The organism is Tunturibacter gelidoferens (assembly GCF_040358255.1).
Taxonomy (GTDB): domain Bacteria; phylum Acidobacteriota; class Terriglobia; order Terriglobales; family Acidobacteriaceae; genus Edaphobacter; species Edaphobacter gelidiferens.
The window spans coordinates 2,668,211-2,692,135 of sequence record NZ_CP132938.1; the positions used below are offsets into that span (position 1 = coordinate 2,668,211).

The 23,925-nt window shown below is 59.8% G+C and carries 22 protein-coding genes; 11 read left to right on the forward strand and 11 right to left on the reverse strand.

What is annotated here, in order from left to right; genetic code table 11:
• Nucleotides 1-2: 2 nt before the first annotated feature.
• From RBB81_RS11905 to RBB81_RS11915, 3 genes are all read left to right on the forward strand, one after another.
• Nucleotides 3-1,955 carry a sensor histidine kinase gene (locus RBB81_RS11905; protein ID WP_353073848.1) on the forward strand — a complete coding sequence of 651 codons (1,953 nt, stop codon included), beginning with the start codon at nucleotides 3-5 and terminating at the stop codon, nucleotides 1,953-1,955.
• The gene (locus RBB81_RS11910) at nucleotides 1,952-2,530 is read left to right on the forward strand and encodes a hypothetical protein (protein WP_353073849.1); all 579 of its coding nucleotides are present in this window, start codon (nucleotides 1,952-1,954) and stop codon (nucleotides 2,528-2,530) included. The genes RBB81_RS11905 and RBB81_RS11910 overlap by 4 nt, the downstream gene beginning before the upstream one ends.
• Nucleotides 2,531-2,729: 199 nt before the next feature.
• Nucleotides 2,730-3,734, forward strand: coding sequence for a cupredoxin domain-containing protein (locus RBB81_RS11915; protein ID WP_353073850.1), 1,005 nt, complete (start codon nucleotides 2,730-2,732; stop codon nucleotides 3,732-3,734).
• A 116-nt stretch (nucleotides 3,735-3,850) separates the two neighbouring features.
• On the opposite strand, the gene secA is transcribed toward RBB81_RS11915, so the two are convergent.
• From secA to RBB81_RS11930, 3 genes are all read right to left on the reverse strand, one after another.
• Nucleotides 3,851-6,895, reverse strand: a complete 3,045-nt coding sequence (gene secA / locus RBB81_RS11920) for a preprotein translocase subunit SecA (protein ID WP_353073851.1) — start codon at nucleotides 6,893-6,895, stop codon at nucleotides 3,851-3,853.
• Nucleotides 6,896-7,024: 129 nt separating this feature from the next.
• Complete coding sequence (locus RBB81_RS11925) at nucleotides 7,025-7,579, reverse strand: DUF4232 domain-containing protein (protein WP_353073852.1); 555 nt, start codon at nucleotides 7,577-7,579, stop codon at nucleotides 7,025-7,027.
• A 158-nt stretch (nucleotides 7,580-7,737) separates the two neighbouring features.
• Nucleotides 7,738-8,277: a hypothetical protein gene (locus tag RBB81_RS11930; protein ID WP_353073853.1), complete on the reverse strand. Its 540-nt coding sequence runs from the start codon at nucleotides 8,275-8,277 to the stop codon at nucleotides 7,738-7,740.
• A gap of 225 nt (nucleotides 8,278-8,502) precedes the next feature.
• On the opposite strand from RBB81_RS11930, the gene RBB81_RS11935 reads away from it, so the two are divergent.
• Nucleotides 8,503-9,267, forward strand: coding sequence for a hypothetical protein (locus RBB81_RS11935; protein ID WP_353073854.1), 765 nt, complete (start codon nucleotides 8,503-8,505; stop codon nucleotides 9,265-9,267).
• Nucleotides 9,268-9,275: 8 nt separating this feature from the next.
• Here RBB81_RS11935 and RBB81_RS11940 read toward each other — a convergent pair whose 3' ends face one another.
• Nucleotides 9,276-10,904, reverse strand: a complete 1,629-nt coding sequence (locus RBB81_RS11940) for a DHA2 family efflux MFS transporter permease subunit (RefSeq protein WP_257025606.1) — start codon at nucleotides 10,902-10,904, stop codon at nucleotides 9,276-9,278.
• A 42-nt stretch (nucleotides 10,905-10,946) separates the two neighbouring features.
• On the opposite strand from RBB81_RS11940, the gene RBB81_RS11945 reads away from it, so the two are divergent.
• On the forward strand, nucleotides 10,947-11,414 hold the full coding sequence (locus RBB81_RS11945) for a MarR family winged helix-turn-helix transcriptional regulator (protein ID WP_179582140.1): 468 nt from the start codon (nucleotides 10,947-10,949) through the stop codon (nucleotides 11,412-11,414).
• Between the two features lie 49 nt (nucleotides 11,415-11,463).
• Here RBB81_RS11945 and RBB81_RS11950 read toward each other — a convergent pair whose 3' ends face one another.
• The 4 genes from RBB81_RS11950 to RBB81_RS11965 all read right to left on the reverse strand — a co-directional run bounded on the left by RBB81_RS11950 (nucleotide 11,464) and on the right by RBB81_RS11965 (nucleotide 14,143).
• On the reverse strand, nucleotides 11,464-12,090 hold the full coding sequence (locus RBB81_RS11950; RefSeq protein WP_353073855.1) for a hypothetical protein: 627 nt from the start codon (nucleotides 12,088-12,090) through the stop codon (nucleotides 11,464-11,466).
• A gap of 347 nt (nucleotides 12,091-12,437) precedes the next feature.
• Nucleotides 12,438-13,259 (reverse strand): class I SAM-dependent methyltransferase, encoded by an 822-nt coding sequence (locus tag RBB81_RS11955; protein WP_353073856.1) that lies wholly within the window; start codon nucleotides 13,257-13,259, stop codon nucleotides 12,438-12,440.
• An 85-nt stretch (nucleotides 13,260-13,344) separates the two neighbouring features.
• Nucleotides 13,345-13,707: a DUF488 domain-containing protein gene (locus RBB81_RS11960; protein WP_179582145.1), complete on the reverse strand. Its 363-nt coding sequence runs from the start codon at nucleotides 13,705-13,707 to the stop codon at nucleotides 13,345-13,347.
• A gap of 28 nt (nucleotides 13,708-13,735) precedes the next feature.
• Complete coding sequence (locus tag RBB81_RS11965; protein ID WP_179582147.1) at nucleotides 13,736-14,143, reverse strand: cupin domain-containing protein; 408 nt, start codon at nucleotides 14,141-14,143, stop codon at nucleotides 13,736-13,738.
• 153 nt (nucleotides 14,144-14,296) lie between these two features.
• Here RBB81_RS11965 and RBB81_RS11970 point away from each other — a divergent pair, with 153 nt between their 5' ends.
• From RBB81_RS11970 to RBB81_RS11995, 6 genes are all read left to right on the forward strand, one after another.
• Complete coding sequence (locus RBB81_RS11970) at nucleotides 14,297-15,700, forward strand: dipeptidase (protein ID WP_353073924.1); 1,404 nt, start codon at nucleotides 14,297-14,299, stop codon at nucleotides 15,698-15,700.
• Nucleotides 15,700-16,431 (forward strand): molybdenum cofactor guanylyltransferase, encoded by a 732-nt coding sequence (locus RBB81_RS11975; protein WP_353073857.1) that lies wholly within the window; start codon nucleotides 15,700-15,702, stop codon nucleotides 16,429-16,431. Before RBB81_RS11970 ends, RBB81_RS11975 begins: the two co-directional genes overlap by 1 nt.
• A 59-nt stretch (nucleotides 16,432-16,490) precedes the next feature.
• Nucleotides 16,491-17,411, forward strand: coding sequence for an ABC transporter ATP-binding protein (locus RBB81_RS11980; protein WP_179582152.1), 921 nt, complete (start codon nucleotides 16,491-16,493; stop codon nucleotides 17,409-17,411).
• 256 nt (nucleotides 17,412-17,667) lie between these two features.
• On the forward strand, nucleotides 17,668-19,182 hold the full coding sequence (locus RBB81_RS11985; protein ID WP_179582154.1) for a sugar transferase: 1,515 nt from the start codon (nucleotides 17,668-17,670) through the stop codon (nucleotides 19,180-19,182).
• Nucleotides 19,183-19,198: 16 nt separating this feature from the next.
• Entirely contained in the window at nucleotides 19,199-20,878 is a 1,680-nt protein-coding gene (locus RBB81_RS11990) for an NAD+ synthase (RefSeq protein WP_353073858.1), read from the forward strand.
• Nucleotides 20,879-20,919: 41 nt separating this feature from the next.
• Nucleotides 20,920-21,999 (forward strand): DsbA family protein, encoded by a 1,080-nt coding sequence (locus RBB81_RS11995; protein ID WP_353073859.1) that lies wholly within the window; start codon nucleotides 20,920-20,922, stop codon nucleotides 21,997-21,999.
• A 91-nt stretch (nucleotides 22,000-22,090) separates the two neighbouring features.
• Here RBB81_RS11995 and RBB81_RS12000 read toward each other — a convergent pair whose 3' ends face one another.
• Genes RBB81_RS12000 through cyoE form a run of 3 tightly spaced genes read right to left on the reverse strand, consistent with a single transcriptional unit; the run spans nucleotide 22,091 to nucleotide 23,881 of the window.
• Complete coding sequence (locus RBB81_RS12000; protein ID WP_179582158.1) at nucleotides 22,091-22,318, reverse strand: hypothetical protein; 228 nt, start codon at nucleotides 22,316-22,318, stop codon at nucleotides 22,091-22,093.
• Nucleotides 22,319-22,356: 38 nt separating this feature from the next.
• Nucleotides 22,357-22,920 carry a DUF420 domain-containing protein gene (locus RBB81_RS12005; protein ID WP_353073860.1) on the reverse strand — a complete coding sequence of 188 codons (564 nt, stop codon included), beginning with the start codon at nucleotides 22,918-22,920 and terminating at the stop codon, nucleotides 22,357-22,359.
• Between the two features lie 4 nt (nucleotides 22,921-22,924).
• Nucleotides 22,925-23,881, reverse strand: a complete 957-nt coding sequence (gene cyoE / locus RBB81_RS12010; protein WP_353073861.1) for a heme o synthase — start codon at nucleotides 23,879-23,881, stop codon at nucleotides 22,925-22,927.
• Nucleotides 23,882-23,925 lie beyond the last annotated feature (44 nt).

Consider the following 23,925-nt stretch of genomic DNA (forward strand, 5'->3'; position numbering starts at 1 on the left):
CGATGCGGCTGAAGACGAAGCTGGTGCTTGCGGCAACGGGGTTGACGTTTGCGATCGTGCTGGTGCTTTCGGCGCTGTTCGTAAGCGAACTGCTGCGGCAGAGGATCGAGCAGACGGCTGCGGCGAACGATGTGCTGGTGCATGAGGTCTGGCTGGAGATGCGGAAGGCAATCGAGACGGGGCTGCGGGCGAATCCACCGGTGGACCGAAGCGATGAGGCGCTGCATGCGGCGGTGGTGGATGCGCTGAGGAGTCATACGGCGCTGATCGAGGTGATGAATACGATCGTGCGGTACTCGCCTACGGTGCAGGACGTGAGTGTGACGGATGCCCACGGAATGACGCTATTGAGTACGGATCCGGACGCGGTGGATCAGCCGTCGGTGTTTCGGTTCAGCCTGGCGAGTGTTCAGAACGGGCCGATCCCGCGGCAGATGAGAGTGGTGTTTGGCAAGCCGCGAGTGCTGGATATCTCGCAGGCGTTGCAGCGGAACGGGGATCCGTTTCTGGTGGTGCACGTTGGGGTGCGATCGACGTTTTTGAAGAACTCGTATGAGCCGTGGTTATTGGATGCACTGATCTTTGCGGCACTGGCGGCGCTGGCGGCGATGTTGTCGGCTGGGTTGCTGGCGAATGTGGCGTTGCGACCGCTGGAGGCGATCAGCGCGCGGCTGGAGAGCTTGACGTTGGCAGGGGGAGCGATTCCGGAGAAGTTGCTGGAGAGTCGGAATACCAGAAGCGACGCGGTGGTTCGGGTGACGAAGACGCTGGATCGCCTGGGAGAACAGATGCGAACGCAGGAGGCCGGGTATACGGCGCTGCAGGCGAATCTGAACCAGATGCTGGATACGCTGCGCGATGGAGTATTGCTTTTTACGGCGGATCGGCGAGCGGTGATGGTGTCGGATGCGGTGGCTTACTTTCTTGGGGCTCCGTTGAACGAAGATCACGAAAAGCTGGTAGGGATGCGGCTTGAAGAGATCTTTGCGCCGGACAGCGTGCTCGGAGAGGCGGTGCTGGAGGCGTTTGCCGAGGGCGGGCAGGTGAGTGCGCAGGCGTTGACGCTGGAGGATGGGCGGCAGGTGCAATTCTCACTGGACCGGATCGACGACAAGTTGGCAGGGGTGGGGAGTGTAGCGACGCTGTTGACGCTGCGGGATATGGAGTCGGTGGCGCAGTTGGGGCAGGAGCTGGAGGTCGCGAGGAGGCTGGCGGCGATTGGGAGGCTGACGGCTGGGGTGGGGCACGAGGTGAAGAACCCGATCAACGCGATGGTGCTGCATCTGGAGCTGTTGCGCGGGAAGCTGGCGCCGGGCGGGGCGGAGGCGTTTGGCGGAGCGCAACGGCACGTGGAGATTCTGGCGGGCGAGATGCAGCGGCTGGACAGAGTGGTGCAGACGTTGGCGGACTTTTCGCGACCGATGGAGCTGCATCTGCGGGAGCATGATCTGAGGCAGGTGGTGGGAGTGGTGATGGACCTGACATCCGCCGAGATGAAGGAAAATCGGGTGCGGGTGGTGGTGGAGGCTCCGAAGGATCCGTTGATGGTGAGGGTGGATGCGCAGCTGATGCAGCAGGCGCTGCTGAACCTGTTGCTGAACGGTATGCAGGCTATGCCCGAGGGCGGGGCGATGGTGGTGCGGATGCGGCGGGACCACCAGTTTGCAGTGGTGGAAGTGATCGATGAAGGAGAGGGTATACCTCCGGAGCTATTACCGCGTATCTTCGAACTGTACTTCACCACCAAACCTAAGGGCAGCGGAATCGGGCTGGCGATGACGTACAGGATTTTGCAGCTGCATGGCGGAGCGATGGAGGTGCGATCCAATGCCGACCCGAATTCGGTCGAGCGGGGGACGACCTTTACGTTTCGGCTGCCGGTTGCGGCGGGAGTTGGCGGCGAGAGCAGGAAGGCCGCAGGAGCAGTTCACAAAGAACTAGGGGAACGGGTTTGAAGGGTACGAGCAACATTACGCAGAAGATCGCATGGACGGCTCTCTGGTTTGGTTTGGCGATGGGGATGGCGGGATGCCGGCATAAGCCGCAGCTTGCGCCTTTGCCTCCGGTGATGGCTCCGGTGGCGCTGGAGGAGATTCCGGAGCCGGATGATCTGCCGATGGTAGAGGCGCAGACGGAGAAGCTGCCGCCGGTGCCGGTTTCGACCGACGCAGGGAAGCTGAAGCGGAAGAAGAAGACGCCCAAGGTTGTCGCGCCATCGGAACCGCCGCCGGAGACGCAGGTGGCCAGCGCCGCTGCGGGACCGCCGTCGCCCGATGCCGCGGTTGGTGCGTTGACGGCTGGCGGAGAGACGAACCCGCAGACGAAACAAGAGGCAGAGGACCTGATTGCTTCGATCGAGAAGAGGCTGAATGGTCTTCCTGCGGCAAAAGTGGAAGAGCAAAAGGCGCAGGTGAGTAAGGTGAAGAACTTCTGGAAGGATGCGCAGGATGCGCTGAAGTCCGGCGATGCTGAAGGAGCCAAGACGCTGGCTACGAAGGCTAAGTTGTTGCTGGATGATCTGGAGAAGTAACGAGACACTCGTTGTTCCTTTATCAGATCTGTCGGGCGATTTCCGCTGCTGTTGCGAGGTTGCAGCCGGCGCATCTTTAGCTGCGGCAAAGTCGCGGCGCTTCGAACAAACACGAAGTTGACACAGTTGCGACAGGGATTATAATTCCCGCCGGGCTCCGGGCCTGCTCCCCCAAAATCTATATTTTCAAGAGGCGATCATGAAATCGAGAGACTCGATGTTTCTGTCGCTGGCGGCGCTGTCGGCGCTGTCGGTTTGTATCCCAGGTAGCGTTTATGCCCAACAAGACTGGAAAGCGGTGTTGGGCGGTCAAAGCAAGGATATGGGTAGGCTGGCTATCGCCTTTCTTCCCAACGAGCTTTGGATCCACGAGGGCGATAACATCACCTGGACCTCCGGCAGCGGTGAGATTCATACGGTGTCATTCCTGATAGCCGGTCAGGCATATACCAATTTCATGGTGGGTTGTCCGGGGTACTCGCCCAGCGGCACGAGTTTCGATGGCTCGAAGTGCGTGAGCACGCCTCCGTTGGTTACGGGGCAAAGTTTTACCGTGAACTTCCCTAAACCCGGCAACTATAGCCTTGTCTGTCTGGTCCACCCGCACATGACTGGGGTCATACACGTCCTCGCGGCGTCGGCGACTCTACCGCACGATCAGGCCTTCTACGACGAGCAGGGGGCGGAGCAGCGAAAGAGTCTGCTCACCGATACGGACAACCATAGGGACATGGATGACATGCTCTCAGCACACGTGCTGGCAAACAAGAACGGCGTGACTGCCGGCGTTGGAGAGATGAACGTGACTGGCGCTGGATTTGAGTCGCTTTCCGTTGTGCGTTTTCTGAAGGGAACGATTGAAATCCGCAAGGGAGAGACGATCGAGTGGACCAATCTAGACCCGGCTTTGCCGCATACGATCACCTTCGGAAAGGAGCCGGCGAATCCCATTCCTCCGTCCGGCAATGTGCCCATAACTCTGGATGCGGACGGCGTATTGCATGCAACGATCAGTTCGCAAGGGGACAACGTTCATTCGGGCTTTATTGTCGCGGCGTCGGAAAACCAGGTTGGCGTGCCACAGTCTCCTCCGGGCAATACGCGTTTTCGCATTACCTTCACGGAGGCGGGGACATACAACTACATTTGCGCGCTGCATGACAATCTTGGCATGGTTGGCAAGGTGATTGTCCGGTCCTATTAGCAGACTGACAGCGAGTCGGCGGAAAAGCTGGTTAGCGAGTCAGCAAGTCAGCGGAGTTCTTGCGCTGGGCAACTACTTGCTGACTCGCTGACGGATTTATCGCTGACTCGCTTGAGCTACGCGGTGGCGCCGTGGCACTTTTTGTACTTCTTGCCGGAGCCGCAGGGGCACTCGTCGTTGCGGCCTACTTTTTCGCCGGCGTGACGCGGGCCTGAACCGTTGGTGGCGGATGAGGAGGAACTGACGGAGCGGGCTTGCTCGAGTTCGCGCTGCTTCTTCTTTTGGAACTCGCGCTCGAGTGCATCGATGGTGGTGGAGGGTGCGCGGTTGGCGGGCGGCGCCGGATTCTGACGCGCGGCTGGGGCGTTGGTGTGCTGCGGTGGACCGGATGGGGGCAGGGCGTTTTGCGCGCTGGCTGCGGCTAGCTGCTGGGCTTGTTGGGCCTGGGCTAGAGCCTGGGCGTGGGCCTGGGCTTGAGCGAGCTGCTCGGCGGACTCGATGGGTGTGCCGTCGGGGCCGATGATCTGCATGCGGAAGAGGTGGCGTGCGGTGTCTTCCTGGAAGCGCATCATCATGCCTTCAAACATCTCGAAGGACTCTTTCTTGTAGGCGACGAGTGGATCTTGTTGCGCGTAGCCGCGGAGGCCGATGCCCTCTTTGAGGTGGTCCATGGCGAGGAGGTGATCTTTCCAGAGACCGTCGAGGACGGAGAGCATGACGATGCGCTCGTGGTAGCGCATGGCTTCGGCGCCGAGGATGTTCTCCTTGATGTCGTAGCGGCCGCGGAGGTTTTGGAAGATGGCTTCGCCTAGTTCGTGACGGTTGAGTGCCGTGGCATCGACTTCTTTTTCAAGGTGTGCGCCGAAGATGTCGTAGATCTGCGCGAAGAGAGGTTCGAGCTTCCACTCATCGGCGTGGACTTTTTCCGGAGCGTTCTCGTCGAGGATGTTGGAGAGGATGGTGGAGGTGTAGTCCTCGGTGATGAGCTGCTTCTGGTCGACGCCTTCCATGAGCTGACGACGGAGGCCGTAGACGGCTTCACGCTGCTTGTTCATGACGTCGTCGTACTCGAGGACGTGCTTGCGGGATTCGAAGTTCTGCGTTTCGACGGCCTTCTGCGCGGCTTCGATGCGGCGGGAGATCATGCCGGATTCGATGGGAACACCCTCTTCCATGCCGAGGCGCTGGAGGAGCGTGGAGACCCACTCGCGGGCGAAGATGCGCATGAGGTCGTCTTCGAGGGAGAGGAAGAAGCGGGAAGAGCCGGGATCGCCCTGACGGCCGGCGCGTCCGCGGAGTTGATTGTCGACGCGGCGGGACTCGTGACGCTCGGTGCCGAGGATGTGGAGGCCGCCGGCGCTGATGACGGATTCGTGTTCGGCTTTGGCTGCGCCCTCGTGGGCTGCGGTGGCGGCGTCCCAGTTGGCTTGCGTGGTTTCGAACTCCTGGCCGGTGTAGTAGAAGCGAACCATGCCGGGACCGGCGACGGGGCTGATGATGCCTTCGGCTGCGGAGACGGCGCGGGCCTGCTGCTTGCGGACGAGATCTTGACGGGCCATGAACTCGGCGTTGCCGCCGAGGAGGATGTCAGTGCCGCGGCCTGCCATGTTGGTGGCGATGGTGACCATGCCGAGGCGGCCGGCCTGGGCGACGATCTCGGCTTCCTTCTCGTGGAACTTGGCGTTGAGGACGACGTGGCGAACGCCTTTGCGCTTGAGGATCTCGGAGAGGAGCTCGGATTTTTCGATGCTGGTGGTGCCGACCAGGACGGGCTGCTTTTCTCCGTGGAGGCGGGCGATCTCGTCTGCTACGGCGAAGTATTTCTCCTGCGCGGTACGGTAGACGACGTCGGCGTTTTCGATGCGGCGCATCGTGCGGTTGGTGGGGGTGACGACGATGTCGAGCTTGTAGATCTTGTCGAACTCGGCGGCTTCGGTCTCGGCGGTGCCGGTCATGCCGCTGAGTTTTTTGTACATGCGGAAGTAGTTCTGGAAGGTGATGGTGGCGAGCGTCTGGTCTTCCTTGCGGATGGCGACGCCTTCCTTGGCTTCGACAGCCTGATGGAGTCCGTCGGACCAGCGGCGGCCGGGCATGAGACGGCCGGTGAACTCGTCGACGATGATGACTTCGCCGTCTTTTACGACGTACTCGACGTCGCGCTTGTAGAGGGAGTGGGCCTTGATGGCGACTTCGACGTGATGCTTGAGGTCCCAATTTTCCGGGTCAGCTATGTTTCCAATTCCAAGCAACCCTTCGATCTTCTCCCAGCCTTCGTCGGTGACGGTGATGGAGCGGGTTTTTTCGTCTACGACGTAGTCGCCGGACCAGGTTTTGGTTTCGACGGTCTCGATGAGTTCGCCGAGTTCGAGCTTGGGGATGATGACGTTGACGCGGGCGTACTTGTCGGTGGTCTGGTCGGTGGGGCCGGAGATGATGAGCGGGGTGCGGGCTTCGTCGATGAGGATGGAGTCGACTTCGTCGACGATGCAGTAGTAGTGGCCGCGCTGGACCTGATCCTTGAGCTCGAACTTCATGTTGTCGCGCAGGTAGTCGAAGCCGAACTCGTTGTTGGTGCCGTAGGTGATGTCGGAGGCGTAGGCTTCGCGGCGCTGCTCGTCGGAGAGGTCGTGGACGATGACGCCGACGGTAAGGCCGAGGAAGCCGTAGATCTTGCCCATCCATTCGGCGTCGCGTTTGGCGAGATAGTCGTTGACGGTGACGACGTGGACGCCGCGGCCGGCGAGGGCGTTGAGGTAGCAGGGCAGGGTGGCGACGAGGGTTTTTCCTTCGCCGGTCTTCATCTCGGCGATCTTGCCGGAGTGGAGGACGATGCCGCCGATCATCTGGACGTCGAAGTGGCGCATGCCGACGGCGCGTTTACCGGCTTCGCGGACGACGGCGAAGGCTTCAGGCAGGATGGCGTCGAGGGCTTCCTTTTCGGCGGCGTTGCGCTCGTCGGCGTTCTCGGGTGTGTCGGCGATGTGGGAGATGGCGGCGGCGATGCGCTGGCGGAACTCGGCGGTCTTGTCGCGCAGAGCCTCGTCGGAGAGCGCCTGAATGGTCGGCTCGAGCGCGTTGATCTGCGCAACCGTGGGCTGGATGCGCTTGACGGCGCGTTCGTTACTGGTGCCAAAGACTTTTGCAATGACTGAGTTGAGCAAAACGGTATCCTTCGGGGCGCACTTAATCCCAAATACTAGTGTAACTGGTATGGGTGGCGCGGTTGGAAGTGAAGTTGGCCGTTGGAGATACGGCGAATCTGAAGCGCGCGGGTGCCAGGGATCGAACGGCTAGGATTTCGAGCGTACGTAGACCGGATCGCGCTTGAGGTAGGCGAAGCGATACTTGGCGTCTTGTCCTGAGGGCGCGCAGAGGTGGCCGGTGAAGGGAGCGCGGAGGGTCTCGGTGCCGAAGGCTATGGCTACGAACGCCGGGGAGAAGCACTTGCTGTTGTCGAAGACCTCGCCGGAGACCCAGTGAAGTTCGCCGGTCGCCTCGGCGTTTGCAGGAATCGCGACGGGCAGAATCACCGGGCCGGGGTGCATGCCGGGCGGGGTTTCGATGGAGATGGGGAGTTTGGTGTTGGAGGCGTCTTCGAAGGCCAGGGTTGGGCGGCCGGGGACGGTGCAGGTTTGCGCACCGATGTTGCGGAGGACCAGCAGGGTACCGGACTGCGACATGCCGTCGAAGTTGCTGCCTTCGCCGTCGAAGGAGAGCGAGAGCTGCGCGGCGGTGCAGGCCAGCAGGGTGGATGCGGAGGGCAGCGGGGTCGCACTCGCTGAAGATGCGAGGATGAGGACCACTGCGACGACTACATAGACCGCGTTTGAGGCTGGTTTGGTCACTGCGAGAATTTTAGTCTTTCTTTGCTGATCTGTTGAGATGTTTTCCGATGGTTGTTCGATGCGCGTGCCATTTCGATGAGCGGTCGAAGCGGTGTGAGCGGCTTCCTATTATTGACCAGGGGTGTGAACCGAGTGTGACGGTTAGGACAGTGGGGCGGCTAGGACAGCCTATGGCCAGAGTCGTTCAGGTCAAGGTCGGAGCGCTCGAAGACTCGTTGGAAGAAGGTGCGAGTGACGAGGTATCCGCCGAGAAAGCCTTCGACGATGAAGAAGACGAGCAGAGCGGCGGCAAATGGGACCAGTTTGGAATCGTCGCCCATGCCGGCAGCGACGAAATGGGATGCTGCGCCGAGTCCGTGAGGCAGGTCTTTGAGTTCGACCAGACCGACGCCGACGAGGAGTTTCGTGAGCCAGTCGGAGATCTGCTCGATGTTGGTGTTGGCAGAGAGGCCGGCGTGGGACTGCGTGGCGTCGGTCGCTGAACCAGTTGCGGCTCGGGGGATGCCGAAGACGAAGCCAAGGAGCGACCCGACGGCGAGACAGGCGAGGGTCCACATGAGGGCCGCAGCGGGCTTTGGGACTTTGTAGAGGAGTACCGTTATCAGGCCGCTCGTGATGGAGCCGACGACTAGAACTCCGGTGAGCCACAGATCACGATCAATACCAAGCCATTGCTTCGAACGAAGAGAATGGATCAAATGTCAGACCTCACGGCGAGCGTGTCTTTTCCGTTGGGCTGGTGATTACGTCACCGCTAAGGAAGAGTTGGAGAATGATAGCGCATACGGTTTTAGGCGAATTCGCCGGGTTGTGTGTAGCGCTTCGGTGCGTCGGTCGGAGAAGGCGTCTTGAGAATGGTGTGATGCGAGGGCGGGATGTAGTCTGATTGGTCAGTTGCAGGTTCCTTTGAGGAGAACGCTGAAATGCTGAGTTATGTGCAGAGTAGTTCTCTGGTCTTCCTGGCTTTGCTGGTGTCGGTGCTGCTGGTGCTCCTGCTTAATCGGGTGTGGCCGATTCCGCATCGCAAGCTGATCAATGATGTGACGGGGTGGCAGCTTGGAATTCTGGGGACGACGTATGGGGTGATTCTGGGCTTCATGCTCTATACCGTCTGGATCGACTTTCGCTCTGCTGAGATCAATGCGACGCAGGAGGCGAGCTCGCTGCTGACGGCGACGAGAGTCGCTTCGGCTCTGCCGGCGGCGGAGAGAGATGCGTTTCGTGCGTTGGGCATGAAGTATGCCGATGCGGTGATTCACCAGGAGTGGCCAGCGATGCAGCACCAGGAGGAGAGCCGCGCGGGAGAGTTGATCGAAGTGGATATGTGGAAGTTGCTGGGGACAGTGAAGGATGCGGACGCTGCGAACAGTGTCGACCATCTGACGCGGGTGCTGAGTGAGCTTTCGGAGAGACGCAGCCTGCGGGAGGAACAACTTCGCGTGAGGCTCCCGATTGTGTTGTGGATTCTGTTGTTGGCGGGTGGTGGGGCGACGGTGGGGTCTTCGTGCCTGCTGGGAAATGACAACAAATGGCTGCACTATTGCCAGGTGTTGGCGCTGACGTTCGTGGTGGCTGTGACGCTGTCGGCGATTGCAGACCTGGCACGGCCGTTTGAGGGGTCTGTGTCCGTGAGCCCGATTGCGTTTGAGCGGGCGCAGACGATTATGCAGATGGATGTTGCCCGTTAGATGTGGGGTTAGTGTCCGCCCATGGCTTCGGGGTCGGGTTTGGCGGCCTTGGTGGGGAGACGCATGATGAAGGGCAGCGGCGTGAGCAGGAAGATGGTGCAGGCGAGAATGGCGAAGGCGTTTTTGTAGCTGAGCATGGAGGCCTGACGGAGCATCTGCTGGTAGGCCTGGCCGATGGCCATCTGCGAGGCGCTGGCGGCGGACATGCCCTGCGACATGAGCATCTCTTTCATGCGGTCCATGTAGAGGTTGTAAGGGACGCTTCCGCGAACGACGTTGGCGGAGAGCGCGACCTGCTGAACCTGGGAGTTGCGCGCGAGATAGGTGGTGAGGAGCGCAGTGCCGGCGCTGCCTCCTAGGTTGCGGGCAAAGTTGGAGAGGCTGGAGATCTGGTTGGTTTTACTGGCAGGGACTCCGACGTAGTTGAGTGTGCTGATGGGGATGAAGATGAAGGCGAGGCCGATGACCTGCAGCATGCGCCAGAGGGTGACGGTGCCGAAGGCGGCGTTGAGATCGAGGCGTGTGAGGTTGTAGATGCCGATGGCGGTGACGAGGTAGCCGAGGCAGACCATGAGGCGGGGATCGAATTTGCCCAGGGTGCGGCCGGCAACGAACATCATGAGCATCATGACGAAGCCTGCGGGGGAGAGGACCATGCCGGCGCGCTCGGCGGTGTAGCCGAGGAGGCCCTGGAGGTACTGCGGGATGAGGACTGTCGAACCGAAGAGGACCATGCCGAGGATCAGTTGGAGGAAGACGGCAGTTCCGAAGTTGCGGTTCTTGAGGAGCTTCAGGTCGACGATGGGGTCGGGGTGGTGCCACTCCCACCAGGTGAAGAAGATGAGGGTGACGGCGGCGAGGATGGCGAAGGTGCGGATCATGGGGTCGCCGAACCAGTCTTTTTCCTGGCCTTTGTCGAGGGTGAACTCGAGGCAGCCTACACCGAGTGCGACGAGGCCGAGACCGAGGAAGTCGATCTTGAGATGCTTGGCCTGCTCCATGCGCTCCTTGAGGTGCGGCGGGTCTTCGACCATGCGGTTGCTGAGAAAGAGCGAGATGAGGCCGATGGGGATGTTGATGAAGAAGATCCAGTGCCAGTTGAAGTTGTCGGTGATCCAGCCGCCGAGGGTGGGGCCGATGGCGGGTGCGACGACAACAGCCATGCCGTAGACCGCGAAGGCCTGGCCGCGCTTTTCTACGGGGAAGGTGTCGGCGAGGATGGCTTGTTCGCTTGGGGCGAGGCCTCCGCCGCCCGCGCCCTGAAGGATGCGCGCGACGATGAGCAGGGGAAGCGTGTTTGCGATGCCGCAGAGGAAGGAGCAGATGGTGAAGAGCGCGACGCAGACCATGTAGAAGCGCTTGCGTCCGAAGCGGTTGGAGAGCCAGCCGGAGATGGGCAGGACGATTGCGCTCGAGACGAGATAGCTGGTGAGTACCCAGGTGGCTTCTTCGGAGCTGGCGCCGAGAGTTCCGGCGATGTGGGGCAGGGCGACGTTGGCGATGGAGGTGTCGAGGACCTCCATGAAGGTCGCGAGTGTGACCGTGAGCGCGACGGCCCAGGGGTTGTGATGGGGCTTCCACGCGGCGGCCGCGGCGACGGGCTTAGGCCGGGCTAGCGCGGGCGAAGGTGCGGTCATTGTTGCCATATCAGTCTCCTGATATGATATCAGGAGACTGATATGGTTTCTTTAAATTCTAACGGGACGAAGAGACAAGCTGAAAGGCGGCGAGCTGCGCAGATGATGAAGCGCATCCTGGTCCACTTCCGCAGCCAGATGGATGAGGCGCTGCGCCCCCAGGGCGTGACGACAGCTCAGTTACACATACTGAAGACGATTCGGGAGGAGCCAGGGGTGTCGGGCGCTCAGTTGGCGCGGTTGTGCTATGTGACGCCGCAGTCGGCTCAGTCAATGTTGACGGGGCTTGAGAGAGGCGGGTGGATCGTACGGAATAAAGGGCGGGAGAATGATCGGATTCTTGCGGCGCGACTGACTGCTGAGGGGGAAGAGCTGCTTCAGACGGCGGAGAAGATGGTGAAGGTGATCGAAGGGAAGTTGTGGCGGGGGGTGGCGGAAGGTTCAATTGAGGCTTTGAATGGAGTGCTGGAGCAGTGCCTTGCGAATCTTGGGCCGGAGGATGTTCGCTAGCGTCTGAGAAGATAGGACGGCCTGCCGCGGTGGAGGCAGGCCGTTGGTTTTATTGGCTAGGCTGTTTGCCGTGGAAGAACTTGTGGTTGATATCGGGCCAGAACTCGTGAAGGAGGAAGGTCCCGGCATCGATACCGACGCTTGTGCCCCATCTGCTTGCGGTATTGCTGAAGGTGCGCTGGGACTGAGGATAGTAGAAGTTCGATATTCCGGCCGCGGCGCCAGCACCCACAATTTCGCTGATGTTGAAGGTATTATGCCCGGCATCGTTTCGAGTAATGACGACGCGGCTGAGGGAGTACTCGGCGCGCTTGATAAAACCGCCGCTGCCGAGGGTGTAGTAGCGCGTGTCTTCGCGGGTGATAGTGGGCACAATGAACTCGACGAGGTAGTTTTCACTGGTCTGGTCGACGAAGGTGTGCCAGAAGTAGCGGCCGTACCCGGCTGCGCCCTGGTGAAATTCCGGTACGGAATTCGTAGCCTGGTTAATGCCCGCGACAAAGGCGGGAATGAAGAGGGAAGAGTAGTCGAAGCTATCGTGAGTCGCGGTGATGAACTTCTCCTTGACCGACTGAGGGGGCAGGTGGACGTTGGCACTGACCGCTCGAAAGTTGGGAAAGATCCCGAGGATGCGCTTGGTCTGCTGACCTTCTTCGGAGGCCACTGGTCCTGACACTGGTCCCTGGGGGGCGTCGGGCAAGTCCGAGTTATTGAGCGAAGAGGAGGAAGTTGTGTCGGCGCTCACTGTCTTGAGCTTGACTGTCGGGTCCGAGGTGGAATTCGATGTGTCCTGTCCGTTTGCGTTTCCGCAGAAAAGATACAGTAACAGGAACAAATTGGCGACGCAGAGAGACTGACTCGATTTTATTTTCATAGGCCTGATTGTTTTGTTAATTCATTAGACGCAGAAGTATGATGTTTCGTCTAATTGAGATGATTCATCCACTTTTAATTGATTCTGAGGCACGGAAGCGGCAAGAGATTTGAGGTAAGATGCGGGACTCGCTCTGGGATCTGTTGCGCCTAGCGGAGGGTGGCGTGGAAGCGGAGTCGAACGTAGTCGGCGGTCCAGTTTCCGTCGGCATCGCGGAGGATGGGTTCGAGCAGGGCGATGGTGTCAGCGAGTGCGGCAGCGCGATCATGTGGATTGAGGCGGTCGAGGACTCCGTTACGGAAGGTGTTAAGCCATGACTCCATGCCGTTGGGCAGCGGCGTGGGGCGAGGGATGAGTTCGATGGATTGAATCGTGAAGCCAGCGGATTCGAGCAGGCGGCGATAGAGCGCGGGTGAGGGGAAGAAGCTGGCGGCGGCTGCTTCGGCGTCGATGTGGAAGGGCGCGAGGATGGCCTGGAGTGCTGTACGAATGGCGGCGATGTTGCCGTGGCCGCCCATCTCGGCGACGAAGCGGGCTTGTGGATTTTTGCTGCGGAGGGCTCGGTGAACACCGGCGAGCGTGGCCTGCTGGCCGGAGATGCCTGTGATCCAGTGAAGGGCGGCGTTGGAGAAGACGGCGTCAAACTGCTCGTGGTAGGGGAGGGCGGTGGCGTTGTGTTGTTCGACAACAAATTTGGCGGAGCTGTGAAGGCTGCGTTGGCGAGCGGCTTCGAGCATGGTGGCTGAGGCGTCGACGCCGGTGAGGATGGCGCCGGTGGCTGCGAGTTGTTCGGTGAGGGCGCCGTCGCCGCAGCCGAGATCGAGTATTTGTTCGCCGGATTGCGGGGCGAGGAGAGCGACGACCTCGGAGGCGAGGGTGGCGACGAATCGGCCGTTGGCGGCGTAGGCCTCGGTGTTCCAGGTTTGGCCGGTTTTGAATGAGGCTGTGTCAGCGGGGGGCGTGGTCGTCATAGAGGCATTGTGCGCCACTGCGATGGGGGACGCTATGAAGATAAGAATTTTCGAAACGATGATAAGCGAGATAAGCGGAGACGGTTCAGGTTCGGATGGTTCCTTCGTGGCGCAAGAGCTCTTGAAGCACGACGGCCTCATTGTGTTCTGTATCTCGGGCGCCGTATAGCAGGGTGGATCGACCACGACCTGTGGCTTGTCTAAGGAGAGCTAGCTGCTTGGCGTTATGTTTGAGCTCCCTCTTGTACCGCGCTTTGAACTCCGGCCACTTTGCGGGGTCGTGATCGAACCATCTTCGAAGTTCGTTACTGGGGGCGATCTCTTTGAGCCAGAGGTCGACGCGAGCCTTCTCCTTGCTTAGACCTCGCGGCCAGAGTCTGTCGACTAAGATGCGGGTGCCGTCTTCGAGGGAGGGTTCTTCGTAGACGCGCTTGAGTTCAGCTTCCATCGTGTCTTCGCTTTTGCTTTGCGTGGCTCTAGGTGCCGTAACCGCGGTGCTTCATTGCGAGCAGATCCTGATTGCTGGGCCAGGAGATGGTGAGGAGGAAGGCGGAGTCCTGAAGGGCCTCTACTTCGTGCCGGATAGAGGCGCTGAGTGTGATGAGGTTTCCTTCCTTGAGGTCATGGGATTTACCGTGAACGGTGAAACGTATCTGCCCCTTGAGTACTTGGACAGAGAGGGTTCCGTCTGCGTGATGCTCCTTCATCCTGGATGCGTCTTCCATGACGACGAGGACGACTCGGAGGTCGTGCTTCTTGAAGAGGGTCTTGGCGTAGTGGCCGGATTGCCAGGGTTTTTTCTGCTCGGAGTCAGCGATCTCCTGATGGAGGTCAAACTGCGCCATCTTGTCGATCATGGTGCCGTCTTTGAGGGAGGTGGTCATTTTGTTTTCCTCAGCCCGCATTAATTACGCTTTGTGATGGATGAGATGCAAGGGGAATGATTGGGGAGTGGGGCGGACATATACTTGTGTTTTGCCGGGCGAGGATTTGCCGGCGGGAGAATACTCTCCGGGAGTGGACAAGTGACGACGAGGATGATGACGGCGGTTGCGTTTGGGCGGGAGAACAAAGCACGGTTCGTCGAAGAGTTGAAGGCGCTGCTGCGGATTCCTTCGGTGTCTACGGCTCCTGAGCACGTGGGGGATGTGCGGCGTGCGGCGGAGTTTGTGGCGGCGGAGCTGAAGAGGATCGGGATGGAGAACGTTCGTCTGATTGAGACGACTACGTCGAAGCGGAAGGGGCATCCTCTAGTGTATGCGGACTGGCTGCATGCGGGGGCGGGAGCTGATGGAAAGGCTAAGCCTACAGTGCTTTGCTATGGTCACTACGATGTTCAGCCAGCGGAGCCTCTGGATGAGTGGAAGTCGCCGCCGTTTGAGCCGACGGAGCGTGATGGGAACATCTATGCTCGCGGTGCGGTGGATGACAAGGGACAGATGTGGATGCATGTGAAGGCACTGGAGTCGTTGATGACGGCGGGCGGGGGGACGCTGCCGGTGAATGTGCGCGTGATTGTGGAGGGCGAAGAAGAGGTGGGCGGCGAGGGGATCGCTGCGTTTGTGCGTGAGCATGGAGATCAGCTGAAGGCAGATGTCGCGCTGGTGAGCGATACGGAGATGTTTGCGCCGGAGCTGCCGACGCTTTGCGTTGGGTTGCGCGGGATGATCTATACCGAGATCGAAGCACGCGGGGCGAAGACGGATCTGCATTCGGGGATGTATGGCGGGGCGGCTCCGAATCCTTTTGTCGCGCTGGCGCAGGTGATTGCGAAGTTGAAGGATGAGAACGGAAAGATTTTGATTCCGGGATTTTATGACGAGGTGCAGAAGCCGACGGCGGATGAGTTGAAGGCGTGGAAGGCGCTGCCTTTTGATGAAGAGCACTATCGCGCGACGGAGGTTGGGTCGAGTGTGCTGACGGGCGAGCCCGGGTTGAGCGTGCAGGAGCGGACGTGGGCGCGGCCGACACTCGATGTGCATGGAATGCCGGGTGGGTTTGTTGGAGTGGGCGCTAAGACGGTGATTCCCGCGAAGGCAGTGGCGAAGGTGAGCATGCGGCTGGTGCCGGATATGACGCCGGCGGCGAGCTTTGCGAAGTACAAGGCTTTTGTGGAGTCGATTGCGCCAAAAGGAGTTGCGTTGGAGGTGCGGTTGATTCATGCGGGCGATCCGATTGTGGTGAGCACGGACAACTCCTACGTGAAGGCCGCGACGGAGGCGATGCGCGAGGTGTTCGGGAAGGAGACGGTGTTTGTGCGCGGGGGCGGGTCGATTCCGATTGTGGGCGACTTTGTGCGGGAGCTGAAGGTGCCGACCGTGATGATGGGGTTTGGGTTGCCGGATGACAACCTTCACGCGCCGAACGAGAAGTTTCATCTGGCGAACTTCCATCGCGGAATCGAGTCGATTGTGCGGTTTTTGAGTGGTGTAGGTGCCTGATGGCTGGCCCGGTCGCGGAGGAGGTCGGCGGCTATGTGCTGGCTGGTGGGAAGAGTTCGCGCATGGGAAGAGAAAAGGCTTTGCTGGAGCTGGCTGGGAAGCCGCTGGTACACCATGCGGTGAAGAAGCTGCGGCGGGTGTGCATGGATGTGCGGATTTTGAGCAGTAACCCGGAACTGGCGGCGTACGCACGGATTCTTCCTGATCTGCACCCCGGTTGCGGGCCAATGGGAGGGATGGAGGCGGCGCTTGCTCATTCAGTCTTCCATTGGAACCTGTTCCTGCCGGTAGATATGCCGTTTCTTCCTTCGGCATTCTTGCACCACTGGGTTCGCAGAACGCTGATTGAGGAGAAGAGGGGAGCGAGGCTGGTAATGTTTACGGTCGATGGCCTTGCGCAGCCCACGCTGGCGATGATTCACCGGGACGTCGCCCCATTTTTGACGAGTGCGATAGAGCAAGGGGAGTTGAAGTTGTATCCGGTGCTGGAGCGGGCGGGCAGGGAACTGGCGGCGAAACACGGGGTCGTGCTCAGGATGACATTCCGCAATTTGCCATGGAACGATCACTCGACGTTTCGGGCCACGCCAAGCTTGCACGGTCCGGGGCGAGAAGACTGGATGGCAACGACGGAGTTCCAGCAGTCAGCGAAGCATCTCTGGTTTGCGAATCTGAATACTCCGGAGGAGTTTGAGGAGGCGGAGCGGCATGTCGATGCGTTGGATACTTAGCGGGGACCAATGGGTTAGGCTAGATTTGTGTCGTGATTTGGTTGGTGGGAGTCGCTGAGATGGCAGAGCCGGATGACAAGATCGAGGAACAACAGCCTGAGGTGACCGCGGATACTCCGCTGATTGAGAGTGTCTCGGAGGACGTGTCTGCGGAGGTGGGTGATTTTATCCAGCAGGCGGCGGAGCAGAATGAGGCTGCCGCCGAGGCTGTCCCGGATGTGAAGAACAAGCCCGGGCCGTACATCTCGTTCGAGCATGTATATAAGTCGTTCGGCGAGTTTGTGGTGCTGGAGGATGTGAGCTTCTTTGTGCTGCCGGGGGAGACGCTGTGCATCCTGGGACGAAGCGGCGTGGGCAAGTCGGTCTCGCTGCAGATGCTGCTGGGTTTTTTGAAGCCTGACAAGGGGATGATCAAGGTTGCGGGTGAAAATATCTGCGGCTTCCGGGAAAAAGAGTTACAAGAGATTCGTCGGAAGGTGACGATGGTCTTTCAGAATGGAGCGCTGTTCGACTCGATTACGGTGGGAGAGAACGTTGCGTTTCCGATGCGTGAGCGCGGAGAGATGGCGGAAGACCAGATTCTGCAGGTAGTAAAGGGTTTGCTGGAGATGGTGGGTGTGGCGGGAATGGAAAGCCTGCTGCCATCTGACCTCTCGACAGGGATGAAGCGGTCCATTGCGATCGCGCGGGCGTTGGCGTCGCAGCCGGAGGCGGTGCTGTATGACGAGCCGACGACGATGGTTGATCCGCTGATGGCGCATCTTCTCGGAGATTTAATCGAACGGTTGAAGCAACAACTACATCTCACCAGCATTGTGGTGACACACGACATGCGGCTGGCGAAGAAACTGGCGGACCGAGTGGTGTTTTTAAGCGCAGGTAAAGCGATTTTCTTTGGAACCATGGAAGAGATGGAGCGCAGCCAGGATCCGATTCTTCAGGAGTTTTTGACGCTGGATGAGCTAGTTACCCCTGTCTGAGTGCGCAACGTGAGGTAGGTTACAACCGAGTAAAGCGTCTCCCCTGAAGGTGTTAGACAGTTGCTGCCAAGTGTTGCCGTACCCTGTTGCCAAGCCCCTGCCTGAGACGTATGCTCCAGATAGTCTTCAATTTTTCTATATTGCCCGCATAACTGCTCGACTGGCGACTTTTTTTATCGACGGTATTCCTGAGCTTCAATTCAGGCATCCTACCGACTATAAGGCCCTGGGATTATTGAGTTGAAAGGCGTTCGCTATGGCGACACCGGATTATCTGCAGCAGGTCATCGTTTCAGAGAGAAAATACGCGGGGAACGGAAGGCGTGCGTCGAGGACCGACGGCGGAATCTTCCGCAGGCCGTCGATCACGAGCACGGTCTGGGCTTCCCTGGACCTGCTGACGGTGGTGATTGCGGCGGTGGCAGCTTTGAGGTTCCGCGTGGCGACGCCTGCCGATGTACCGACGCTGCATGTGCTCCCGCATCTGATCAAATCTTCTCCAAATCTTCTGTTTTTTTATATTGGCTGGTATGGAATCTGCCTGATCTTCCTTACGCGTTCGTATGGGCTGTATGGGACGATTCAGCACCATAGCGGATTGCATGAACAGAGGATGACGATTCAGGCTTCGCTGACCTCAGGGCTGCTTTTGTGTGGGACGCTGTACCTGTCGAGTGGAGAGGCGATCTCGCGAATCGTGGTTGGACTGATGGTGGTGTTTACGACGGCGCTGCTGTGCGTGCGGCGCGCGTTGTGGCGGAGGATGGTCTATCGGCGATTCCGGGCGGGGATCGAGACGCGGAATGTTTTGATCGTGGGCGCGGGTCGGGTGGGGCATGCGCTGAGAAATCATATCGACACGCTGCAGCATCTGGGATTCCGATTCAAGGGCTTTGTTGCGCTGACCGAACGTGAGGCGGAGTCCGGTAATGCAGATGTGATCGGCGATGCGAGGAACTGCCTGTCGCTGGCTCGATCGTTGTTTGTGGACGAGATCTTCTTTTCTGTTCCGGCCGAAGAGAAGATGGTGATCAGCATGGTGGAAGAGGCTCGGATTGTCGGCATTGATGTTCGTGTGGTTCCGGATATGTACGACGGCCTGGCGTGGAATGCGAAGGTTGAATATGTCGGTCAGTTTCCGACGATTCCACTGCACCGCAGGGACTTTCCGATCGGTGGATTTTTGCTGAAGCGCGTGCTTGATACGACGGTTTCCTTGATTGGGCTGGCATTGACTGCGCCGGTGATGCTGGCGATTGCGATCGCGATTCGGCTGGACTCTCCTGGGCCGATCTTTTATAAGGCGCAGAGGATTGGCCGGAAGGGCCGCGCGTTCTCCTGCTACAAGTTCCGGACGATGGTGCAGAATGCGGACAAGCTGAAGGCTGATCTGGAGCATATGAACGAGCGCGATAGTGTGCTGTTCAAGATCAAGAAAGATCCTCGGATTACAAAGGTGGGCAGAGTGTTGCGGAAGTACTCGCTCGATGAGCTACCGCAGTTTTATAACGTTCTGAAGGGTGATATGAGTCTGGTAGGGCCGCGGCCTCCGATGGCGGCTGAGGTGGAGCAGTACGACCTTGCGCATCTGCGGCGGCTGGATGTGTTGCCGGGCATTACCGGGCTGTGGCAGGTGGAGGCTCGGCAGGACCCGTCGTTCGACAGCTATATCTCGCTGGACACGGCGTATGTGGAGAACTGGAGTCTGATCATGGATCTTCGGATTCTGGCGCGTACGGTGGGCGTGGTGTTGAGCGGGACAGGCTCCTAAGCGGTAGACTTGAAGGGTGAAGATAGCGCTTGCCCAGATCAACCCGACGGTGGGGGACTTCGCCGGGAATGCGAAGAAGATTCTTGAATATGCGACTCGTGCCGACACTTTAGGCGTGGGTCTTGTGGTGTTTCCGGAACTTGCGGTGTGTGGGTATCCGCCGGCCGATCTTTTGGAGAAAGCTTCGTTCGTTGCGAGGGCAGAGCAGGTGGTGGCTGAGCTTGCAGGCTGGACCGCAACTGCGGGTCGACCGGCGATTCTATGCGGGACGGTGATGGCTACCAAGGCCAGCGTGGGCAAGCAGGTAAGGAATGTCGCGGCACTGCTGGATGGGGGCAGGGTGAGCTTCGTGCAGCAAAAGATGCTGCTGCCGTTTTACGACGTCTTCGACGAGCAGAGATACTTTGAGCCGGCCGCGGAGCAGACGCTGGTCTGTGTCGGCGGTGAGCCGCTGGCGATTACGATCTGCGAGGATGCCTGGAACGACAAGGGATTCTGGCCGCGGCAGATGTATCCGGTCGATCCGGTTGAGAAGCTGATGGGGCGGTGGGAGTCGCAGCCGAAGGAGCTGGCGGGACAGCAGCGGGTGATCTTGAATATCTCGGCGTCGCCTTATTGGCAGGGAAAACCGCAGGTGCGGCAGAACATGCTGGCTGCGCTGGCGCGGCGGCATCATGCGTTTGTGGCGATGACGAACCAGGTGGGCGGGAACGACAGCCTGGTGTTTGATGGCTCGTCGCTGGTGATTCGGCCGGATGGTCATGTAGTGGCGCGGGCGGCTTCGTTTGCTGAGGATCTGGTGGTCTTCGATACACGGGATGGCGAGGCGATCGCGGCTGCGACTCAGGTAGACGAGGTCGCTGCGATGTGGAGTGCGCTGGTGCTGGGCACGCGGGACTATGTGAGGAAGTGCGGGTTCAGCAAGGCTCTGGTGGGGTTGAGTGGGGGGATTGATTCGGCGCTGGTGGCGGCGATTGCGGTGGAGGCCCTGGGTAAGGAGAACGTGATCGGCGTGGGAATGCCGACGGAGTACTCGTCGCTGGGCTCAATTGAGGATGCGCGGAAGCTGGCGAAGAACCTGGGGGTGAGGTTTGAGCTGCTACCGATCCACGATGTGTTCGCGCAGTTTCAGCATGTGTTGCAGCCGCTGTTTACCGGCACGCCGTTTGGGCTTGCGGAGGAGAACCTGCAGCCGCGGATTCGCGGGACGCTTTTGATGGCGTTGTCGAACAAGTTTGGTGCGCTGGTGTTGACGACGGGGAATAAGAGCGAGATGTCGACCGGATACTGCACGCTGTACGGCGATATGGTGGGCGCGCTGGCCGTAATTGGCGATGTGATGAAGATGCGGGTGTATGCGCTGAGCCGGTATGTGAATCGCGTCAAAGAAGTCATACCGTGGGAGACGATCTCGAAACCACCGTCGGCGGAGCTGCGGCCGGAGCAGCGGGATACCGACTCGCTGCCGCCGTATGAGGTGCTGGATCCGATCCTGGAGGCATATGTGGAGCGGTACTGCTCGGCGGAGCAGATTGCCGAGGAGCAGGGAGTGGACGTGGCGCTGGTGAGGTCGGTGTTGCAGCTGGTGGAGAAGAGCGAGTATAAGCGGCAGCAGGCGGCTCCGGTGTTGAAAGTCACGAGAAAGTCGTTCGGAATGGGTCGTCGGTTTCCCATTGCGGTCAAGGTTCAGGTGTAATAGAGGAGCTGCGCGGATAGCGACGGCGAAGGATGGTGTCTTTGACGATTTCAAAAGCGAAGATTTCGAATTGGATGTTGGCGGGATTGGTGACGGCTCTCAGCGTTACGGCAGCGGCGGGAGCACAGACGTCAGCGGGTGCGGGAGCGCAGACTGCTCCTGCGGCACAGAAGGCTGGAGCTCCGCTGCAGCTGCAGAGTCTGGGGCAGGATACGAAGGCGGATCCATTTCCTCCGGTGAATCAGAAGTATTTCACGGCGTCTACGCCGACGGTGGATACGGTCAATGCGTTTTTGAAGGCCCTGTGGGGATATGATCCGAACCGGATCTGGCGGGTCGAGGCGATCCAGTCCACCACGGCGCCGAGTGTGAGTAAGGTAATTGTGTTTGTCACGGACAAGACAGCCAATGCGAAGGTGCAGCCTACGGCGTTTTTTGTGATGCCGGATGGAAAGCATGCGGTTGCGGGCGATGCGGTGGTGCCGTTTGGCGCGACTCCGTTTGCTGATCTACGTAAGACGCTGCAGGCTCGGGCGGATGGTGCGACGCGCGGCGCGACGAGCAAGGATCTTTTGCTGGTTGAGTTTGCAGATCTGCAGTGCCCGCATTGCAAAGAGGCGCAGTCGACGATGGAGCAGTTGGTGAAGGACTTCCCGAACGCACGCGTGGTGTACCAGAGCTATCCGCTGGTGGATCTGCACCCGTTCGCGTTCAAGGCGGCGTCGTATGGGTATTGCGTGCAGAAGCAGAAGAACGATGCGTACTTTGTCTACTCTGCCGCGGTGTTTGATACCCAAGGCGCTTTGACTCCTGAAACTGGGGATCAGACGCTGAAGAACGCAGTGACTAAGGCTGGATTGGATCCGGCGGCGATCGACGCGTGTGCGGCGACTCAGGCGATCAAGGATCAGGTGAATGCTTCGATCAAACTTGCGCAGGACATCGATGTCGAACAGACTCCGATGCTTGCGGTGAACGGACACCTGTTGCCGTTGACTGGGATTCCGTACGAGACGCTGAAGACGATCATCTCCTACCAGGCGTCGCTCGACGGCGTGAGCACGGGAGCGACTGGGGCGGCTGTGGGTAGCAGTTCGAATCCTCCGACTCTGGGTAAGTAGCGAGTTCAGGCTTCCCGCTGTTCTGGAGGAATTCAATTAGAAGGCCTCGGTCACAACGACCGGGGCTTTTTTGTCGCGCGAAGTTGGAGTGTTAGCGGCGGCGGTCGCCGATGAGTTTGACTGCCGCCAGAAGAAGCGTGAGGAAGCCGGTGGGGAGACAGCCCATTGCGAGCATCAGGGAGAGCCATCCGAGGTTGGTGTGGGGGCCTTGATGGCGGGTAATGCCGCCGAAGCTGGTAAAGATGAGTGCGGCTGCGACGACTCCGGTGCCGAAGATAAGGAGGCCGGTTCGGAGGAGCTTGCTGGTGTCTGGCTGCATAAGAGTCGTGCTTGGAGTTTGCGGTTTCAATGACTGATTTATCGGTATGCGGCAAGCATCGCGTACACGATGACTCCGGAGACCGAGACGTAGAGCCAGATGGGATAGGTCCAGCGGGCGAGGCGGCGATGTGCGGGGAAGCGGCCGGTGAGGGACAGGAAGAAGGTGATCAGGATCATGGGCAGGCAGATGATCGCGAGCAGAATGTGCGGCGTCAGCAGGATCCAGAGATAGATGAAGCGCGTTGTGGGATAGGCCTTGGGAAAGAGCATGTCGCCGTGGAGGACATGGTTGGCGATATAGGCGACTAGAAAGACGCTAGACACGATGAAGGCGCCGAACATGCTATTGCGGTGGGCTGTGATCTGGCGACGACGGATGAAGCGATATCCGATGACGAGGAAGACAGCGCACAGGGCGTTCAGGATGGCGTCGAGCGCAGGAAGGAAGGCCAGGTGAGTGCCTGCTACGTCGACCGGAGGGTGATAGTAGACAAGCCATGCGAGAAAGAGCGATGCGACAGCGCTGACGGCGATGATCGAAGCGATGACGGAGGGCGGGGTGCGGTATTCAGGGCTGATTTGTTGTGTGGAGAAAGGCATAGGTCTAGAAGAGCAAGCGTCCTTTGGCGTCGAGCATCATGGCGGCTAAAAGTAGCGGGAGATAGATCACGGAGGCGCGGAGGAGGTCGCGGGCTACGAGGCGGGAGGAGTCGGAGTCGGGATTGCGGAGGATGCGGGCGAAGCGGACCGTGTACCCGAGGTAGCCGGCGCCCAGGAGCGTTGCAGCTACGGCATAGAAGTAGCCGGTGGTGTGGAGAGCTGCGGGCCACAGGCTGACCGGGATCATGAGGACTGCGTAGAAGAGGGCCTGGATGACCGTGCTCTGGGCAGCGTACTGGGCATTTGGCAGGTTGGGCGTGAGGCGGATGCCAGCGCGGGCGTAGTCCTCGCGGTACATCCAGCCGATGGCCATGAAGTGAGGGAACTGCCAGACGAAGAGGATGGCGAAGAGTGCGACGCCGGGCCACTCGATTATGCCTCGTGCGGCTGTCCAGCCGATAAGCGGCGGGAGTGCTCCGGGAAATGCCCCGATGAAGGTGTTGATGGTGGTGACGCGCTTGAGCGGGGTGTAGATGGCGACGTAGCCGATGGCTGTGAGAAGGGTCAGGGTTCCGGTGAGCAGGTTGGTGGTGTAGGCGAGGTAGAGGGATCCCAGAAAGATCGCCGCGAAACCCAGAACGAGGCCGTGCGTGAGAGAGATTCGACCTGCTGCCATGGGGCGTGAGGCGGTGCGGCGCATGAGCGAGTCGGTCTTGCGCTCGAGGGCCTGGTTGAGAGCGCTGCTGCCGCAGGTGACGACGGCGATTCCTGCGAGCGCCTGGAGGAGGCCGGCGTGGAAGGGGCTGATGCCGCTGCGGAGGCTACCCAGGTAGAAGCCGGCTCCGGCGGTGATGATGACCATGGTGGAGACACGGAGTTTGAACAGGGTGGCGTAGTCGGCGAGCAGCGAGTGGGGCTTTGCGGGCGCGAGGACTGCATCGGTTGTCGCGGAGGTAGCCACAGGGTAAGGATAACGCGTTTGGAGCGCGGCGACCGGACCGGCGT

Bases quoted from the DNA above. Each gene is read 5' to 3' on its own strand.
- RBB81_RS11905 (WP_353073848.1), top strand. From the start codon at position 3: ATGCGGCTGAAGACGAAGCTGGTGCTTGCGGCAACGGGGTTGACGTTT.
- RBB81_RS11915 (WP_353073850.1), top strand. From the start codon at position 2,730: ATGAAATCGAGAGACTCGATGTTTCTGTCGCTGGCGGCGCTGTCGGCG.
- RBB81_RS11935 (WP_353073854.1), top strand. From the start codon at position 8,503: ATGCTGAGTTATGTGCAGAGTAGTTCTCTGGTCTTCCTGGCTTTGCTG.
- RBB81_RS11940 (WP_257025606.1), bottom strand. From the start codon at position 10,904: ATGACCGCACCTTCGCCCGCGCTAGCCCGGCCTAAGCCCGTCGCCGCG.
- RBB81_RS11945 (WP_179582140.1), top strand. From the start codon at position 10,947: ATGGTTTCTTTAAATTCTAACGGGACGAAGAGACAAGCTGAAAGGCGG.
- RBB81_RS11955 (WP_353073856.1), bottom strand. From the start codon at position 13,259: ATGACGACCACGCCCCCCGCTGACACAGCCTCATTCAAAACCGGCCAA.
- RBB81_RS11960 (WP_179582145.1), bottom strand. From the start codon at position 13,707: ATGGAAGCTGAACTCAAGCGCGTCTACGAAGAACCCTCCCTCGAAGAC.
- RBB81_RS11965 (WP_179582147.1), bottom strand. From the start codon at position 14,143: ATGACCACCTCCCTCAAAGACGGCACCATGATCGACAAGATGGCGCAG.
- RBB81_RS11970 (WP_353073924.1), top strand. From the start codon at position 14,297: ATGATGACGGCGGTTGCGTTTGGGCGGGAGAACAAAGCACGGTTCGTC.
- RBB81_RS11975 (WP_353073857.1), top strand. From the start codon at position 15,700: ATGGCTGGCCCGGTCGCGGAGGAGGTCGGCGGCTATGTGCTGGCTGGT.
- RBB81_RS11980 (WP_179582152.1), top strand. From the start codon at position 16,491: ATGGCAGAGCCGGATGACAAGATCGAGGAACAACAGCCTGAGGTGACC.
- RBB81_RS11985 (WP_179582154.1), top strand. From the start codon at position 17,668: ATGGCGACACCGGATTATCTGCAGCAGGTCATCGTTTCAGAGAGAAAA.
- RBB81_RS12000 (WP_179582158.1), bottom strand. From the start codon at position 22,318: ATGCAGCCAGACACCAGCAAGCTCCTCCGAACCGGCCTCCTTATCTTC.
- RBB81_RS12005 (WP_353073860.1), bottom strand. From the start codon at position 22,920: ATGCCTTTCTCCACACAACAAATCAGCCCTGAATACCGCACCCCGCCC.